This window comes from Streptomyces sp. NPDC059443, from assembly GCF_042750105.1.
Lineage (GTDB): Bacteria > Actinomycetota > Actinomycetes > Streptomycetales > Streptomycetaceae > Streptomyces.
Map to the genome: position 1 here is coordinate 249,139 of NZ_JBHYVM010000004.1, position 16,532 is coordinate 265,670.

16 protein-coding genes and 1 pseudogene are annotated in these 16,532 nt (G+C 71.2%); 6 read left to right on the plus strand and 11 right to left on the minus strand.

Annotated elements, in window-relative coordinates; genetic code table 11:
* Positions 1–73 precede the first annotated feature (73 nt).
* Positions 74–757, minus strand: a complete 684-nt coding sequence (locus tag ACFXDJ_RS05655; RefSeq protein WP_384652319.1) for a (2Fe-2S)-binding protein — start codon at positions 755–757, stop codon at positions 74–76.
* A gap of 109 nt (positions 758–866) precedes the next feature.
* Positions 867–2,270 carry a hypothetical protein gene (locus tag ACFXDJ_RS05660; RefSeq protein ID WP_384652317.1) on the minus strand — a complete coding sequence of 468 codons (1,404 nt, stop codon included), beginning with the start codon at positions 2,268–2,270 and terminating at the stop codon, positions 867–869.
* 178 nt (positions 2,271–2,448) lie between these two features.
* Here ACFXDJ_RS05660 and ACFXDJ_RS05665 point away from each other — a divergent pair, with 178 nt between their 5' ends.
* Entirely contained in the window at positions 2,449–2,646 is a 198-nt protein-coding gene (locus ACFXDJ_RS05665; RefSeq protein WP_384652315.1) for a hypothetical protein, read from the plus strand.
* A gap of 23 nt (positions 2,647–2,669) precedes the next feature.
* Here ACFXDJ_RS05665 and ACFXDJ_RS05670 read toward each other — a convergent pair whose 3' ends face one another.
* On the minus strand, positions 2,670–3,722 hold the full coding sequence (locus ACFXDJ_RS05670; protein WP_384652313.1) for an SIS domain-containing protein: 1,053 nt from the start codon (positions 3,720–3,722) through the stop codon (positions 2,670–2,672).
* 53 nt (positions 3,723–3,775) lie between these two features.
* On the minus strand, positions 3,776–5,023 hold the full coding sequence (locus ACFXDJ_RS05675) for a PTS transporter subunit EIIC (RefSeq protein ID WP_384652311.1): 1,248 nt from the start codon (positions 5,021–5,023) through the stop codon (positions 3,776–3,778).
* Positions 5,024–5,200: 177 nt separating this feature from the next.
* Here ACFXDJ_RS05675 and ACFXDJ_RS05680 point away from each other — a divergent pair, with 177 nt between their 5' ends.
* Positions 5,201–5,980 carry a GntR family transcriptional regulator gene (locus ACFXDJ_RS05680; RefSeq protein WP_384652309.1) on the plus strand — a complete coding sequence of 260 codons (780 nt, stop codon included), beginning with the start codon at positions 5,201–5,203 and terminating at the stop codon, positions 5,978–5,980.
* Positions 5,981–6,082: 102 nt separating this feature from the next.
* On the opposite strand, the gene ACFXDJ_RS05685 is transcribed toward ACFXDJ_RS05680, so the two are convergent.
* A complete protein-coding gene (locus ACFXDJ_RS05685; protein ID WP_384652307.1) occupies positions 6,083–7,324 on the minus strand; it encodes an MFS transporter in 1,242 nt (413 codons plus the stop codon).
* A 102-nt stretch (positions 7,325–7,426) separates the two neighbouring features.
* Positions 7,427–8,233 (minus strand): alpha/beta fold hydrolase, encoded by an 807-nt coding sequence (locus tag ACFXDJ_RS05690; protein WP_384652305.1) that lies wholly within the window; start codon positions 8,231–8,233, stop codon positions 7,427–7,429.
* A 140-nt stretch (positions 8,234–8,373) separates the two neighbouring features.
* Here ACFXDJ_RS05690 and ACFXDJ_RS05695 point away from each other — a divergent pair, with 140 nt between their 5' ends.
* Complete coding sequence (locus ACFXDJ_RS05695) at positions 8,374–9,060, plus strand: GNAT family N-acetyltransferase (RefSeq protein WP_384652302.1); 687 nt, start codon at positions 8,374–8,376, stop codon at positions 9,058–9,060.
* A 48-nt stretch (positions 9,061–9,108) separates the two neighbouring features.
* Here ACFXDJ_RS05695 and ACFXDJ_RS05700 read toward each other — a convergent pair whose 3' ends face one another.
* The 4 genes from ACFXDJ_RS05700 to ACFXDJ_RS05715 form a co-directional block, all read right to left on the minus strand.
* Positions 9,109–10,137 (minus strand): TolB family protein, encoded by a 1,029-nt coding sequence (locus ACFXDJ_RS05700; RefSeq protein ID WP_384652300.1) that lies wholly within the window; start codon positions 10,135–10,137, stop codon positions 9,109–9,111.
* Positions 10,138–10,158: 21 nt separating this feature from the next.
* On the minus strand, positions 10,159–11,523 hold the full coding sequence (locus ACFXDJ_RS05705) for an MFS transporter (protein WP_384652298.1): 1,365 nt from the start codon (positions 11,521–11,523) through the stop codon (positions 10,159–10,161).
* Between the two features lie 2 nt (positions 11,524–11,525).
* Positions 11,526–12,407, minus strand: coding sequence for an alkaline phosphatase family protein (locus tag ACFXDJ_RS05710; protein ID WP_384652296.1), 882 nt, complete (start codon positions 12,405–12,407; stop codon positions 11,526–11,528).
* 707 nt (positions 12,408–13,114) lie between these two features.
* Positions 13,115–13,405 (minus strand): hypothetical protein, encoded by a 291-nt coding sequence (locus ACFXDJ_RS05715; protein WP_384847893.1) that lies wholly within the window; start codon positions 13,403–13,405, stop codon positions 13,115–13,117.
* On the opposite strand from ACFXDJ_RS05715, the pseudogene ACFXDJ_RS05720 reads away from it, so the two are divergent.
* A pseudogene (locus tag ACFXDJ_RS05720) lies at positions 13,404–13,886 on the plus strand (alpha/beta hydrolase); the annotation flags it as partial. The gene ACFXDJ_RS05715 and the pseudogene ACFXDJ_RS05720 sit on opposite strands and share 2 nt — an antisense overlap.
* Here ACFXDJ_RS05720 and ACFXDJ_RS05725 read toward each other — a convergent pair.
* A complete protein-coding gene (locus ACFXDJ_RS05725) occupies positions 13,880–15,448 on the minus strand; it encodes a carboxylesterase/lipase family protein (protein ID WP_384847896.1) in 1,569 nt (522 codons plus the stop codon). The pseudogene ACFXDJ_RS05720 and the gene ACFXDJ_RS05725 overlap by 7 nt on opposite strands.
* Before the next feature lie 149 nt (positions 15,449–15,597).
* Between ACFXDJ_RS05725 and ACFXDJ_RS05730 the strand changes: the two genes are divergently transcribed.
* Both ACFXDJ_RS05730 and ACFXDJ_RS05735 read left to right on the plus strand, forming a co-directional pair.
* On the plus strand, positions 15,598–16,014 hold the full coding sequence (locus tag ACFXDJ_RS05730; protein ID WP_384652290.1) for a hypothetical protein: 417 nt from the start codon (positions 15,598–15,600) through the stop codon (positions 16,012–16,014).
* Positions 16,015–16,116: 102 nt separating this feature from the next.
* On the plus strand, positions 16,117–16,398 hold the full coding sequence (locus ACFXDJ_RS05735; RefSeq protein WP_384652288.1) for a chaplin: 282 nt from the start codon (positions 16,117–16,119) through the stop codon (positions 16,396–16,398).
* Positions 16,399–16,532: the final 134 nt, after the last annotated feature.

Below are 16,532 nucleotides of genomic sequence, written 5' to 3' on the forward strand. Positions count from 1 at the left end.
AAGGTAGGAGCGGCGCCGGGCGAGTTCCCGTCCGCCACGCCCTGCACAGCTCCGAACGGCCCCGTGGGCGGCCCTACCTGGTCCGCAGCACGCAGTCCCCGCAGAGGCCGCCGCCGGGCACCTTGTAGTACAGGCAGCAGCTGCGGCGTACGAAGGCCACCCCGAGGCCGGGCTCGTGGACGAAGGTGCCGGTTCCGCCGAGCGGCCCGCCGTCGGCGAGCAGCGCGGCCGCGAGGTCCGCCGCCGTCTCCCCCGGCAGCCGGTCGCCCAGCACCCGCACCGCGCCCACCAACCCGGAGGCGGCGTTCCCGCGCAGCACCTGCGGCGAGACGCCGAACCGCGCGCGCAGCTCCGCGTCGAGCACGGCGAGGTTGCCCGTGAGCACGGTGTCCGCCAGCGACTCCGTCAACGCCTTGCCGGGCGCTTCGGCGGGTTCGGGCAGCCACAGTTCCAGCGACCCCGCTTCGGGGAGCCGCCACCACGCGCGGTCGGGCCCCAGGTCCGGCACCCGGCCCGACAGGGCCGCGCAGCCGAGCCCGATCGACCAGAGCCGGGAGGCGATCCCGAACTGCGCGGTCGAAGCGGCCACCCGCCCGGGGCCGGTCCCGATCCGCCGCCCGACCTCGTCCACGTAGGCCGCGAGCTGGCGCCCGTAGAGCTCGGTGAGCGGGCGGAAGCCGGGCCCCGGCGACTCTTTCCCGTACGCCACGGTGAAGAACGGCCCGACGGAGCGCAGTTGCCGCAGTACCTCGTCCACCTCAGACCCCCGATCCGTCTACTCAGACCTGCGCGTGCGTGCCGCCTACAGTCTGAGCCATGGCGAAACGGGGGCCCGAAGCGATGGGGGTTGCGGGCCGCGGGCGAAGTCAGTGCGGGCGCAGGCCCTGCGCCTCCTTCAGGAGTTGCGCGTACGGGGTCTGGGCCATTGAGCCGCGCACGAATGCCAGACCGTAACGGTCGACGGCCCGCCTCTGCCCTGCGGGATCCTTGAGGTTGAAGACCTTCTTTTCGTGCGGACTTGAGACATCCACATAGACGACCGGCAGACGGCGGTACAGCCACCAGACCGTCACACGCTCCCGGCCTCTGGTCACATTCAGGAGCTCACTGCTCTGGGAGATTCTGGACTGATATCTGAAGTACTCCTTGTTGGCCGGCGGGGGCCCCGGTGGGTCGTCGTCCTTTCCTTCCTTCTTGAGCTTTCCCCGCCACTCCCCAGACTTCCCATAACTAGCATCTATTGACATCCTGTCCTGCCGGAACGCGTAAGCCTCGACCTGGGCAGTGAGTGCTTCATAGTCAAGCTTCTCGGGGTCTTTGATCTCAACGACTACATCCTCCGAAATTTCCTCCTCCGGATCCAACTCCCGGCCTGGGGGCTGGACCAGTTCACCAGGTTTGAGCAGCTTGAACTTGTCCTTGGGGTAACTCGCGAGCTTGGCCTGGATCCAGTAGATACTGCCGATGATGTGGACCGGAACCTGGCCGGAGTTCTTGAGGTGCAGACGGACCCGCAGGTACATCTTCGTCCCGTCCTTGCTCAGGCTCGGCTCTCCGATTTCGGCTGAACCCTGGACCAGCGGACGCGACATGGAGGGAAGGTAGACCTGCGTATACGCCAGGTTGGTGATGACGAGGAGGGTGGAGGCTATCGCCCCGACCGCGATGCGGCCGGGATAGCGGAGCGTCTTCCACACCTGGCGGCGGTGGAGCATCCACAAGGCCCATGAAGAGCAGAGCACGAGGGCTATCCAGAGCAGCAAGGAGGATGCGTAGGATGGCCTTTCCCTGTTGGCGACGTACATCAGGAGCAGTACCGACCCGACGAGGAGTTCGACCACGGATCCGAGCAGAAGAGCCGGACCCGAGTAACTTATTCGCCGCTTACGCCAATAGTCGAAAACGGCCGCGAAGGCGATGACTTCCACGATGGCCATGAACAGGAAAAGGAATCCGGTGACCCGACCCGCGAAGGTGAGGGCGTCGAAGGAGTCATGCACACCTATCCAGGTGCACATGCCCGCGGTCACCAGGAAGCCAACCGCCATGATGGTGCCGACAATGCGTCGCCCCCACTTGCATGCCGGCCAGACGGTGCCGTTTCCGCCGCGCCATTCAATGTCGGCCTCGGGTGCCACGCCGGCACGATGCAGGACTTTCTGCAGTTCGTGGGGGCACCACACCTTGCCTTCGGACTTGCCGTCGATCACGACTTTCCGCAAGCCGATGTCATCCGGCGGCCCCACGACTACGGCGGCCTTGTTCTCCATGACATCAGCCTGCCCCCGCACTTGGGAGAACGCCCCTGGAGCGCACGCCCCGGGGGCGTCTCCCGTGCAATGACAGGGGCGCAGCTGTCACCCGAATGGAGTAACAGGGTGCGCGACTCGACACAGTGCGGGGTGAAGCTGGTGACGACTGTGTCGCTCATCCTTGTCGGAGGTTCTGATGCGTACACGACTTCTCAGCTTCATCGCCGCCATGATGTTGGCGGCTCTTGGTGCCGTGGCCCCGGTTGCACACGCTGCCGCGCCTACCATCGACGGGCAGACATGTATGGACGGCAAGGGAACCGTGGAGTACGAGTCCGCCAAAGGTTCGTGGATCTGTGTTGACGGCAAGTACGACGGCAAACCGATCGACTGAAGCGGAACGCGCCACGGCCCGGCCTAGGCCTGGGTGAAGGCCGCGACCTCGAAGTCGGACATGTCCAGGCCGCCCTGCTTGGTGTCGTCGTTGGCGAAGACGAAGGACTCGATCGGGACGTTCCGCTCGGCGCTGAGCTGGGCGACCAGCTCCTGGAGGACCACCGTCTCCAGGACCACCCGGACCGCGTCGGCGACCTCGGGGAGCCGGACGACCGAGAGGTTGTCCGCCGGGTCGGTCCCGGCCGTGGTGATCAGCAGGGTGAGGTGGCCGGCGGCTGCCAGCGAGCGGGCGAGCTCGATCTCGCGGCCGTCGCCGTAGACGAGGTGGAGGGTGTTGCCCGCCGACTCCATCTCGCCGTGCAGGTAGTTGCGGGTCGCCGAGGCGGCCGCGGTCATCCGCACCACCTCGCGCAGCAGCAGCGCGCCCTCTTCGGCGGAGGCCCGGGAGGTACCGGCCGCCACGCCGTCGGAGGCGATGCAGCGGGCGCCGCGCTCCCGGAGCGCGGCCACGATCTCGGTGGCCTGCCGGTGGACCGCGGTGGTCTGCTCGGCGATGTCTCCCCACGGGTCGCCTTCGCGTCCCGCCACGGCGCCCGCGATCAGGTCGAGGGCGACGACGGTACCGGTGTAGCCGATGGTCGAGGCGTACGAGTCGGGCTCGTTGCCGAGGTCCACCGTCAGGTCGGCGAGGTCGCCGAGGGGGGACGGGACGACGTTGAGCAGCGCGGTCTTCGTGATGTCCGGGGCGGCGCACTCGAAGGCGGCGATGGTCTCGGAGCTTCGGCCGCCCTGGGAGACGGCGATCAGGCAGTCGGTGTCGAAGCCTGCGGTGCCGGTCTCGATCTCGCTGGACAGGACGCGCTGGGTGACGATCCCGGCCTCGCGCAGCTGCTGTACGGGGACGGCGAGGGCGGCGTAGGAGGCGCCGATGCCGGTGAAGAGGGGGCGTTCGGCGGCGCCCAGCCCGGCCAGCTCCGGGGAGGCGAGCTGGGTGCGGACGCGGTCGGCGATCCGGGCGAGGGCTGCGCCCTGGCAGGCCTGGCCTTCGAGGAAGGTGATGCGGGATCCGGACATGGTGGGGGGTCCTTAGGGGTTTGCGGAAGTCTGTGCGGGCTGGGCGGGCGGGATCAGGCGGAGGCGTCGGCCCTGGCGTCCGGCTGGGGCTCTTCTTCGCGTTCGCGGCCCGGGGTCGGGAGGTCGAACTTCACGATCGCCCAGCGGAAGAGCACGTAGTAGACGGCGGCGAAGGCCAGGCCGATCGGGATGAGCATCCAGGGCTTGGTGGCGATGCCGTAGTTGACGATGTAGTCGATGGCGCCGGAGGAGAAGCCGAAGCCGTCGCGGATGCCGAGGGCGTAGCAGACGGCCATCGAGACGCCGAAGAGGAAGGCGTGGATCGCGTAGAGGACCGGGGCCACGAACATGAAGGCGAATTCGATGGGCTCGGTCACGCCGGTGACGAAGGAGGTCAGGGCGACGGAGATCATCATGCCCTTGACCATGGTCCGGTTCTCGGGGCGGGCGGTGTGCGCGATGGCCATGGCGGCGGCCGGGAGCGCGAACATGTAGATCGGGAAGCCGCCGGTCATGAACTGGCCCGCGGTCGGGTCGCCGGCGAGGAATCGGGCGATGTCTCCGTGCACCTCGGCGCCCGTGGCCGGGTTGACGAAGCTGCCCGCCTCGAACCAGGGAAAGACCGAGAAGAAGTGGTGCATCCCGATCGGGATGAGGGCCCGGACGACGAGGCCGAAGAGGCCCGCGCCCCAGGCGCCGGTGCCCACGAGCCACTCGCCGAAGTGGAAGAACCAGCCGCCGACCGTCGGCCAGACCACTCCGAATACCACTCCGATGCCGACGCCCGCGAAGGCGCTCAGGATGGGCACGAGTCGCCGGCCGCCGAAGAAGCCGAGCCACTCGGGCAGCTTGGTGCGGCTGAAGCGCTGGTAGAGGAGGGCCGCGACCAGGCCCATCACGATGCCGCCGAGGACCTTGGCGTCGAGCGGCTTGCCGTCCACGCCCATCGGGAAGGCGGGGCTGGCGAGTACGGCCTTGAAGACCAGGTAGCCGACCACGGCCGACAGGGCGGTGGAGCCGTCGGACTTCTTGGCGAAGCCGATGGCCACACCGACGGCGAAGAGCAGCGGCAGATTGGCGAAGACGGTGTCGCCGGCGGCCGCCAGCACCATCGCGAGCTTCCGCACGATCAGCGGGAAGTTCTCACGTCCCAGCAGGTCGTGGCCGCCGAGCCGGGTCAGCAGGGCGGCGGCCGGAAGGGTGGCGACGGGCAGCATGAGGCTGCGTCCGATGCGCTGCATGACCGGCATGACGCGGCCGGACTTCCTCTTCCCGGCGGCCGGGGCGGTGGCCGTACTCATCTCTCGGGACTCCTCGTCGAGCGGGTGGTGGGGACGACTCGAACGTAGTCAGTGGTTTTGGATTGGTCAACAGTGGTTTCTCGTGGTCTGCCAAGAAGAGATAAAGAGAGGGCTTAGGTCCCGCCCGCACGAGGTCAGAAGGCAAGCGAAGTGGTAGCAAGTGGTATGGTTTGCCCCATGACCGCCGACGACGTCATCGCCGCTGCCGCCATCGCCTCCGCCACCGCCGTCCGCTCCGCCGACCCCCTGTGGTCCCAGGCCGCGGACCGGATCCGCGAGGAGATCGCCCGCCGCGGCCTGTCCGCGGGCAGCAAGCTGCCCCCCGAACGCGAGCTCTGCACCCGGCTGGACGTCTCCCGCGTCACCCTGCGCCGCGCGCTGGCCCACCTCGTCGACCAGGGCCTGGTCACCGCCTCGCACGGCCGCGGCTGGTTCGTCGCCGCCCCCACGCCGCCCGCGCCCGCCCGCGAGTGGCCCAAGGACCTGGAGTCCTTCACCGCCACCGCGCGCCGCAAGCACATGCGCGCCAGCTCGGTCGTCCTGCGCCAGGAGACCGTCACCGCCTCGCTGGACGACGCGGACCGCCTCGACGTGCCCGCCGGCACCCCACTGCTGCGCCTTGAGCGGGTCCGGCTGCTCAACGACGTCCGCATCGCCCTCGACCGGACCCTGGTGGTCGCCGAACTCGCGCCCGACCTCACCCGCACCGACTTCCGCGAGGCCTCCCTCTTCGAGGAGCTGCGCCGCTGGGGCGTCGAGCCCGACCGTGCCGATGCGACGATCGAGGCGCGCAACGCCGACGCGGACCTCGCCGGGCACCTGGGCATCGCCGAGGGCGCGCCCGTACTCGTCCTCGACCAGACCGTGTACACGCGTGACCAGCGGCCGCTCCTGCTGTCCACCGTGGAGTACAGCGGGGACCGCTACCGGCTGCGCACCACCCTGCAAACAGACTGACACCGCCGGTCCGGCGCGCGGTAGCACCGTTCGGCACCCCCGGAGCCGCCGAACGGCCCCGGCCGGCCGGGCTTCCGCCCCGCCCGCATGCGGCTACGACGGCTACCGCGACCCTACGACGGCCCGCGCGGCCCCGTCCTCGCCGCGGGAGGCCTCCGCCCGGCGGACGGCCGGGCCCATCGCGTACGAGGCCGCCAGCAGGAGCCCGCCCAGCAGCAGCCAGCCGGGGATCCCCCAGAGCAGCAGCAGCGAGGTCAGCACCAGCGGGCCCAGCGTCCGGGCGACGGGCACCCCGGTGCCGAAGAAGCCCTGGTACTGGCCCATCCGCTCGGCGGGGGCCAGCTCGAAGCCGATCTGCCAGGACCCGGCGGACTGCCGCATCTCGGCGTCCACCTGGAGCACGGCGCCCGCCAGCAGGATCGCCGCGGCGGCCCACCCGGACCGGGGCAGCGCCGACAGGGCGAACACCCCGCACGCGGCTGCCACCACCAGCCCGGAGACCCGTACCGCCCGCCGGGCGCTGTCCAGGTCGGTCACCGGGCGGGCCACCCGCACCTGGAACAGCATCACGGCGACGGTGTTGAGCACGAACAGCGCCGACGCCAGCCAGCCGGGGGCGTGCGTGCGCTCCACGATCCACAGTGGGATCGCCAGGCTCAGCAGCGGCATCCGCAGCAGGAGGATCGCGTTGAGCAGCGTCACCAGCGCGTACGGCCGGTCCCGGAGCACGGCCAGGCGCGGCTCCCCCGCCGCCCGGTCGGGTACGGGCGCCACCGCCGGCAGCCGCAGCAGTACGGCGGCGCACAGCAGGAAGGCCAGGGCGTCGAGCACGAAGACGGCGAAGTAGGCGCGCTCGGTGCCGACGCCGAGGGCGAGTCCGCCGAGGGCCGCGCCCACCGCGAGGCCCGCGTTCAGCACGGCCTGGAGGTGGGCCAGTACCCCGGTCCGCTCCCCGGGGGCGACCAGGCCCGCGAGGAGCGCCTGGCGGGCCGCCGCGAGGCCGCACTGGGCGGTGGCGTACACGAGGACGGCGGCCAGGAAGGCCCAGAAGGAGCGGATGAACAGGAAGGAGCAGACGGACGCGGCCGTGGCCACGGCCAGCAGCACGGAGGTGCCGCGCGGCCCCCGCCGGTCGGCGAGCGCCCCCAGCGGCACACCCGCGACCGAGCCGACCGCCCAGGCGATCGTGAGACCCAGGCCTATCTGGGCCGGCGAGAGCCCCACCACCCGGGTGAAGTAGAGCGCCGAACACACGTAGTAGGCGCCGTCTCCGACGGAGTTGCTCAGCTGGGCGGCGGCCAGTCGGCGCGGCACTCCGGGCGGGGGCAGGATCCGATTCGTCACGGAGTCATTTGACCAGCTGAATGGCCCGTTCCGTTGGTCCATTCAGCATCCGCGTCACCGGGCCAATCCGTTGTGCGGCGCGGCCTGCCCCCGTCCCTTCGGTCAGAGCGCCGCGAGGAACTCCAGCAGCGCCCGGTTGAAGGCCTCCGGCTGCTCCACGCCCGGCAGGTGCCCGGCCCGCTCGACCACGGTGAGCACCGAGTGCGCGGCCAGTGCGTGCAGGGACTCGGCCTCGGCGACCGGGGTGTACTCGTCGTCGCGCCCGACCACGATCAGGCAGGGCACGGAGGCCGGCAGTGCGGCGAGCACGGGCCGGTAGTCGGGCCGCTCGGCGCGCCCGCGCAGCGCGGCGGCCGCGCCCCGCGGGTCGGTCGCGCACATCATCCCGGTCACCTTCGCCGCCGCCTCCGGCATCGCGGTCACGTTGTAGGGCGCGAGCATCTTGTCGATGACCTCGTCGGCGTAGGGCTTCATCCCCTCCGCGAGGAGCCGCTCGGCGAGCTCGCGGCGGAAGGTCATGCCTTCCGGCGTCTCCGGCGGGGCGGAGGTGTCGGAGAGCACGAGGGCCCGTACCAGACCCGGGTGGCGCAGCCGCATCTCCATGGCGATCTGCCCGCCCATGGACACACCCCCGACGACCGCCTGTTCGACGCCCAGGGAATCGAGCAGAGCGGCCAGATCATCGGCGAAGTCGGCGAGCAGGGTCTTGCCGGGCACTACCGGGCTCTGGCCGTATCCGCGCAGGTCAGGGGTGATCACACGGTAACCGGCGGTGGTCAGGGCCGTCGTCTGGGGGGCCCACATCGAGTGGTTGAACGGATGTCCGTGGATGAGGATTACGGGGGCTCCGTCGCGGGGACCCAAGTCCTCGAAAAAGACGTTCACGCCATTGCCAATCAGGGGGTTCATGAGAGCACTTTAAGGAGTTACATTGAGCCACTCGCGTTCACCTGACAGCCCGTTGCCTTTCACCCGTGTTTTGCACGGGGGGCGACGTCAGAGACGCAGACTGTGCAACCACCCCACCGCCCAGAAGGACCGAAGGCTCCGTGCCCGTACCCGTACTCCTCGCCGGCCGCTCCGTGCGGCTCGAGCCCCTCGCCCCCCACCACACCGAGGCCTTGGCCCTGGCCGGGGCCGAGGATCGTACGACTTACGCCTTCACCCCCGTACCTCACGGGTTGCAGGCGTCCCACGAGTACATCGACCGTGCCCTCGCCGATCAGGCAGCGGGTCGATCGCTCCCGTTCGCGGTGGTCAGAGCCACCGACGGTCGGGTGGTCGGTTCGACCCGGTTCCTGGAACTCGATTACTGGCAGGGGCCGCTGGTGTGGCCCGCCGTGCCGGGGATCCCGTTCGGCGATCCGGCGACGGCGATCCCCGATGCCGCCGAGATCGGCAATACCTGGCTGTCCCCGGCAGCCCAGGGCACCGGCATCAACACCGAGGCGAAGCTGCTCCTGCTCCGCCATGCCTTCGAGACCTGGGGCGTGCGCCGCATCTCGCTGCGCGCGGACGCCCGCAACGGCCGCTCGCGCGCCGCGATGGAACGGCTCGGGTTCACCTGCGAGGGGGTCCGCCGGGCCCATTCGCGGGGCCTGGACGGCGCGGTCCGCAGTACGGCGTTCTACTCGATCCTCGACGAGGAGTGGCCGACCGTGCGGTCGGTCATCGAGTTGAGGCTGTCAGCGGGCGCGCAGCGCAAGCGGCGCCGCAAGACGCTCATCCCGGCGTAACGGTCCTTCTGCGCGGTCAGCGGTGGTCAGCCCCCCGCCTTTGCGGCGTCAGCCGAGGAAGGCGGGGGCGAGGGCCGACGTCATGAACCGGGCCGGTGCTCCGCTCCCGTCCGCGGGCAGCGAGTACAGGTCGGCGCCGAAGTCTCCGGGCAGGGAGTAGACGACCGTCTTGTCGTCGGTCCACACCACCTGGTCGTCGACGCTGCGCTCCTCGGCGAGCGGGGTCTCCTTCATCGTGCCCAGGTCCAGGACGTACAGCCGCCACGGCGCGTCCGGCGACAGGCCGGGCACCCGCTTCTTGAAGACCAGCCGGGTCCCGTCGGGCGACAGGGACGGGCATTCCAGGTTCTCGCGCAGCGTGGTCACCGTGCGCGCGGTGAGGTCGCCGCGGACCAGGTAGGTCTGGCCGCCGGTCGCCAGCGTCGCGTAGAAGGTCTGCTCGTCGGCCGCGAAGGTGACCCCCCAGAAGTTGACGTCGGCGTTGCGGTACGTCTTGCCGTCCTTGCGGATCTCGAAGTCCTCCAGCGAGGAGTCGAACCTCCCCGTCCGCAGGTCCAGCAGCGAGGTCCGGGTGGAGAAGTTCGTCCCGGCGTACGAGTCCCCGCCCACGAAGACCGTCCAGGCGACGAGGTGGCCGCCGGGCGAGACCCGCGCCCGGGTGGGGATGCCGGCCAGCGGGTGGCTGGAGACCTCCTTCAGGTGCGCGTCGAGGACGACGGCCTTGTAGGCCTCCTGCACCCCGCCCTTCTCCGCCCGGAGGCAGATCCCGGTGCCGGCCGCGGAGTGGAAGCGCAGGCAGCTGACCCCGGAGGCGGTACGGGCCCCTTCGGGCGCGCCGGCGGCCACGGTGGAGAGCTCGTCGCGGTGCGGCCCCCAGGCCATGTTGCGGAACACGATCCGCCGGCCGCCGTCGCCCGGAGCGAGGGAGACCTCGCCGGGGGTGATCGGCGGCCCGCCGGCCTGGACCTGGTTCTTCTCGTCGGCGCGCGAGGAGGCTCGTACGACGGCGAGCGCTCCTACGGCGGCGAGCAGGGCGATGGCCGAGACGAGGATCAGGATCCGGCGCTGCAGGGTCATGCGTGGGGGGCCTTTCGGGATCTACGGGATGTTTCGGACGGCCGTGTCGGCCACGGCGGCCTCGGGCTCCGCGCGGGCTCCGGGAGTCGCGCCGCCTTCGGTGCCGTCCTGAGCGCCGCCTTCGTTGCCGTCCTCGGGCCGCAGCCGGACGCAGAGCGCGACGGCCCCGGCCAGGGTCGCGGCGGCCACGGCCAGCGCGGGGCGGGCGCCCCAGAACGTCCAGGCGGCTCCGAAACCGATCGAGGCGGCGAACCGGGCGAGGGCCTGGCCGGTCTGGACGAGGGCGAGGCCCCCGCCGCGGTGCTCCTCGGGGACGGCTCCGGCGGCCGTGGCCATGAGCACCCCGTCGGTGGCCGCGTAGAAGCCGCCGTGCAGCAGGAGGACCACGTACGGCAGCGCCGGCTGGTCCCCGCCGACGAGGAGGATTCCGTAGGCGGCGAGCAGCGCGAGGTGGCCTCCGAGGAAGACGCGCCAGCGGCCGACGCGGTCGGCGAGCCGGCCGAGCGGCAGCGCGAGCAGGAAGAACGCGGCCGCGGTGCCCAGCGGAAGCAGGGCGAACCAGCGGTCGGCGATGCCGGTGGTGTGCTGGAGCAGCAGGAAGACGAAGGCGTCGCTGACGGTGCACAGGCCGAGCAGCAGCGCGCAGAGGCTGATCCGGCGCAGGTCGCGGCGGCCCAGCAGCCCGAAGGAGGCCCGCAGCGAGACGGGGGCTCCGGTGGCGGTGGGCGCGGTGCGCCGGCCCGGTACGAAGAGCACGAGCACCAGTACGCCGAGCGCGGCCACGCAGGCGCTGACGGTGAAGACGGCGTCGTAGCCCTCGGCGGCGCCGCGCAGGATCAGGAAGGCCAGGATCGGCCCGATCAGCGCCCCGGCGGTGTCCATGGCCCGGTGCACGCCGAAGGCCCGTCCGCGGTCCTCGGGGGCGGCCGACAGCGAGATCAGCGCGTCGCGCGGGGCGGTGCGCAGGCCCTTGCCGGTGCGGTCGAGCGCGAGGACGGCCCCGATGGCGGGCAGGGTGTGCGCGAGCAGCAGGAGCGGCTTGCACAGGGCGGAGAGCCCGTAGCCGATCCCGGCGAGGGCCTTGTGGCGGCCGAGGCGGTCGCCGAGGTGGCCGCCGGTGAGCCGGACGAGGGCGCTGACCCCGTTGTAGAGGCCGTCGAGCAGGCCGAAGCCGAGCGGGGTGAGCCCCAGTCCGGCGACGAGGTAGAGCGGGAGCACGGCCGTGACCATCTCCGAGGAGACGTCGGTGATGAGGCTGACCGTGCCGAGGGCGAGCACCGTGGGGGCGAGCGCGGCGCGCCGCCCCGGGCGGATGCCCGGGGCGACGGCCTGTGGCTCGGGGGTCACGGCGGGCGCGGGGGTACCGCGACTGTCCGCAACGTACATGGTCAGGAAGTCCAGATCCCCGTGATGTCGGCGGCGCCGGCAGCGTTCCCCGCGTGGGTGGTCAGGCCGGAGAGGCTTTCGAGGGTGTGCAGCATGTCGTAGTGGTTGTACGTGGTGGAGGTGGTGGAACCCGGGGTCACGGACTGGCCGTAGAACACGGTCGGGATCTGGTTGCCGGCGAGCCGGTTGTCCTCGTCGAAGGTGACGACGAGCAGGCTGTTGTGGGTCTTGGCCCAGTCCGCGTACGCCTTGAGGTTGTTCTTGAGCCAGGTGTCGCCGGTGCCGACGGAGCAGTCGTGCATGTCACTACAGAGGTTCGGGACGACGAACGAGGTCTTGGGCAGGGTGGTGAAGTCCGTCGGGAACTGGGTCATCGTCTTCGCGGTGCTGGTGGGCACGTTGGAGAAGGCGAACCAGGGGTTGTGCTTCCGGGCGTACTTGCCGCTGGAGCAGGTGGTGGAGCCCTGGCTCGGCAGGGTCTCGTTGTAGCTGCCCCAGGTCTTGCCGGCGGCGATCAGCTCGGACGCCAGGTTGGGCGCGGAGCTGAAGCCGGGGGTGTAACAGCTGTCGTCGGTCACGCCCTGGTTGGAGCCCGAGAACAGCTGCAGGTAGTTGGGCTGGCTCGGGTGGGTGATGCCGAACGACTGGGTGAGGTTGGCTCCCCCGGTCTTGAGGGAGTTGATGTAAGGGGCGCTGGAGCTGCCGATGACCTGGCTGTAGGCGTGGTTCTCGAAGACCACGACGACGGTGTGGTCGGGTGCGGGCAGGCCCGCCGCGTGCGCGGGCTGAGCGGTGCCGATGCCCGCCCACAGCGCGGCCGCGGCGGCGGTGAAGCCGAAGGCGGTGGCGAGGGCGGTCTTGCGACGGGACCGTGAGATGGGCATGCCGAACACGGAATTACCTCCGGGCAGGGGGGAGTCTGGGGCGGCGCGGACGTACCGTACCGAGGGGCATGTGCATGGGCCAGGGATACTTGGCGAACAGAACGGGAACTCCGCAGGCCGATTTCACGTCGGGCAACGTCCTTCCCTAAGGAACACCAAGAGTCGGAAAAATGAGGAACCTCTGAGCGCGTAGGCTCATCCTTCGATCGAAAGCAGTCTCATCCCGCCCCAATGGGGCAGCACCAAGCCGGAGAGCACCCGCACATGTCGCAGCAGCCGCCCTACGGGCAGCCGTACCCGCAAGGGCAGCAGCAGTACCCCCCTCACCCGCCGCAGGGCCGGGGTCAGGGCCAGGGGTACGGTCAGCAGCAGCCGCAGCCTCCGTACGGCCGGCAGGACACCTACGGCCGCCAGGACCCCTACGGTCAGCAGGATCAGTACGGGCAGGAGCCCGGCTACGGCCGCCAGCCCGGGTACGGGCAGCAGCAGCCCGGGTACGGGCAGGAGCCCGCCTACGGTGAGCAGCAGCAGTCGTACCGTGAGCAGCGGCCCTACGACGAGCAGCCGCCTTACGGCGACGAGCCCCCCTACGGCGATCGGCAGCAGCCCGGGGAGCCGCCGCGGCGCCGGTCCAGGGTCCGGCGCTGGGTGATCGCGGGGGTCTCCGTGCTGGCGCTCGCGGGCGTCGCCGCGGCGGTGATGAGCTACTACGAGATACCGCCGTTCACCGACAAGGGCGAGACCGTTTCCTTCGGGAAGGCCCCTGGCGGTTCCGGCGATACCGGTGGTTCGGCCGCGAAGCCGCCGCCGAACTCGAAGATGTCCATGCCGACCGGCCCGGCGGCGGAATTCAAGAACGCGTCGACCCTGTCCGACGGCACGCACGTCGCCGTCACCACGCTGGACGGCAAGAAGTCCGGCTTCAAGGGCAAGGTCTGGGTCTGGGCGCCCAAGGAGTACAACGACCCGAAGTACGCCAAGAGCGGCTTCCCGGTCATGATCGCCCTGCCCGGCGGCGCCGGCTACCCGAACAACTACTGGATGGGCACCGACCTGGGCCTCCAGGCCAGCATCAGCAAGTGGTACAGCGAGGGCAAGAGCAAGCCCTTCATCCTGGCCATGCCGGTGCTGAACCCGACCGGAGACGAAAAGGGCATCTACTGGGATGCCTCGGACATTCCGGACCAGCCCAAGATGGGCACCTGGCTGACCGACGACGTCCCGGACCTGATGCGGGCGAACTTCCGCACGATCAAGTCCCGTGACGGCTGGGCCTACATGGGTTCCTCCACCGGCGGCTTCGCGAGCCTGAAGTCCGTGCTGAAGTACCCGGAGAAGTTCAAGGCCGCGATCTGCTCCGGCCCGGACATCGTCCCCGACTCCTCGCTGTGGAAGGGCCACGACAAGGAGAAGGCGGAGAACAACCCCGAGCTGCTCGCCAAGGAGCTGATCGACAAGAAGGGCCCGGACGTCTACCTGGCCTTCCAGGTCGGCACCAACGAGAGCAACAAGAACACCTTGCCGAACGTGGAGAAGTTCATCGCCACGTACGGCAAGGGGCCGATCCACACCGAGCTGAGGGTCATCCAGGGCGGCCAGCCCGGATCCCCTTCGACGGCGAAGCGCACCCAGGCCGCGTGCATCTCCTCGGCCAGTTCCTGCGGGGCGTCCGGCCCGGCCAGCCAGGAAGCCTCGGGCACGGCCAGGGTGTCGAAGACGAAGCCCAGTTCCAGCGCGTGGCAGGACCCGAGGCCCGGGACTCCGGAGGGCCACGCGAACTCGTACACGAAGCGCGGAGCGGTACGCCGCTGCGCGCCCTCCCCGCGGCGCTCCCGGGCTTCCCCCCGGCCCGCGGCGAGCCGGCGCAGCGGGTCGCGCAGCAGCCGGTCGGTGAGCAGGTGGCCGGCGAGGTCGGCCGGGCCCGCTGCGGGCCGCTCGGCGCGCAGCGCCCGTACGGCGGCCCGGTCCTTGCCGCTGCGGATCCGGCCCAGGGCCACGGCGAGCGGGCCCAGCCGGTCCAGGAAGCGCATCGCGCCGGTCGGGGCCAGCCAGAGCCGGTACTCCTCGGCGGTCCAGCCCAGCAGCAGCGGCACGTCCCCGGCGGCTTCCGCCGCCGCTTCGAGCGGGTCCTGTGGCAGCGTGTCCGGGTCGGCGACCAGGCCGAAGGCGGGGCCGCCGAGCAGCGGTGAGGAGCGGCGCAGCACGGCCGCCTGGGCGGCGAGCAGGTCGGCCGGGGCCACGGCGGCGAAGGCCGCGGCGGTGGCCTCCACCTTGAGCAGCGCGGCCATCCGCCGGACCATGGCGCGGACCTTCTCGCGCGCCAGCGTCTCGGGGGCGCCGCTCTGGAGGACGGCCCGGTGGAAGAGCCCGGCCGCGCGGGGTGCCGCGAGCAGGGCGCCGATGCTGATGGCCCCGGCGGATTCGCCGAAGACGGTGACCCGGCCGGGGTCGCCGCCGAAGGCCTCGATGTTCTCCCGGACCCAGGTCAGGGCGGCGATCTGGTCGAGCAAGCCTCGGTTGGCGGGGGCGTCGGGGAACAGCCCGTAGCCGAGGACGCCGAGGCGGTAGTTGACGGAGACGAGGACGACTCCGTCGCGGGCGAAGGCGGAACCGTCGTAGACGGGGACGGCCGAGGAGCCCCGGGTGAGCGCCCCGCCGTGGATCCACACCATGACGGGCAGCCCGGCGCCGGGCTCCGGGGCCGGGGACGGAACTGTGGCCGGGGTCCACACGTTGAGGTTGAGGCAGTCCTCGCCGGGGATCTCGGGGTCGGGCAGCAGCGCGGCGAAGTTGTCGGGGTAGGGGACCTTGGGCGCGGTGGGCCCGTACGCACCGGCGTCGCGTACGCCGTCCCACGCCTCGGGGGGCGCGGGCGCGGCGAAGCGCAGGGCGCCGACGGGCGGGGCGGCGTAGGGGATGCCCCGGAAGACGGCGGTGCCGCCGGGTCCGGTGCGGCCCTCGACCGTGCCGTACGCGGTCCGGACCCTGGGCCGTAGACCGGACCGGGTGCGGTCCTGGGCTTCGTCGGCCGCTGTGCTCATCGTGTCCGTCCTCCTGTGCTGAATCCGGCCGGGTCCGGCTGGTTCCGGTGTTCCGGCGCCCTGCCGGTCGCACCGTCGCACAGGCGCGCGGCGGGTGACAAGGCGTGACCCCGTCCGGGGCGCACCGGGTTGGGCGGGGCATGCGATCCATGCCTCTTCACCTTCGCCCTCTTCACCTTCACCACGTCATTCGGAGCCTCGTCCGGGCCGGCTCGGTCCCGGTCCTGCTGCTCGCGGCCGCGGCCGGGACGCTGACCGGCGCCGAGGCGTACGCGGCCGACGGCCACGGCCACGGACCGACCGCCGCCCTCGGGACACCGACGACCGTCGGGCCGGACTTCCAGTACCTGGGCACGGACGACAAGCCGCACGGTTTCGCGGCCCCCAAGGGCTGCCTGGCCGCGTCCGGCGGCGGCGGGCGCGCGGTGACGAACAAGACCAGGGCGACGGTGGCGCTCTACCGGGAGCCGGGCTGCGCGGGCGCTCCGGTGGAGGTCCTGCGGCCGGGGGCCGTCCAGCCGGTGCGGCCGTACTTCACCTCCGCCCGGTTCGGGATCACCAGGTAGGCCCAGCGGCCGTGACCCTTGGGCGGTCTCCGCGTTGTATGCCATGTCAAACGCCGCAGGTTCTGCTTCTGCGGCACCCCCGTTCCACTCTAGGAGATCTTGATGTCGCGTATCGCGAAGGCATTCGTCATCACCGCTGCCGCCGGTAGCGCCCTGGCCGCCGGTGCGGGTCTGGCGGCTGCCGATGCCGGAGCGCACGGTGCGGCTGTCGGCTCCCCCGGTGTCCTGTCGGGCAACCTGCTCCAGGTTCCGGTGCACGTCCCGGTCAACGTCTGCGGCAACACCGTCAACGTGATCGGTCTGCTGAACCCGGCGTTCGGCAACACCTGCATCAACGCGTCGGGCCACGGCGAGCACCACACCGAGGGCAACTACGGCGGCTGAACCGCCTGACCGACCCTGAAGGGGGGCCCCCCCCCCGCGGGGGGGCCCTAGGCCGGGGGGGCCGGTCCACCGGTGCCCGGGGGCCAGGTGAGGGGGCCGGGGACTACTGTAGGGTGATTACCCGGTGGGGGCGG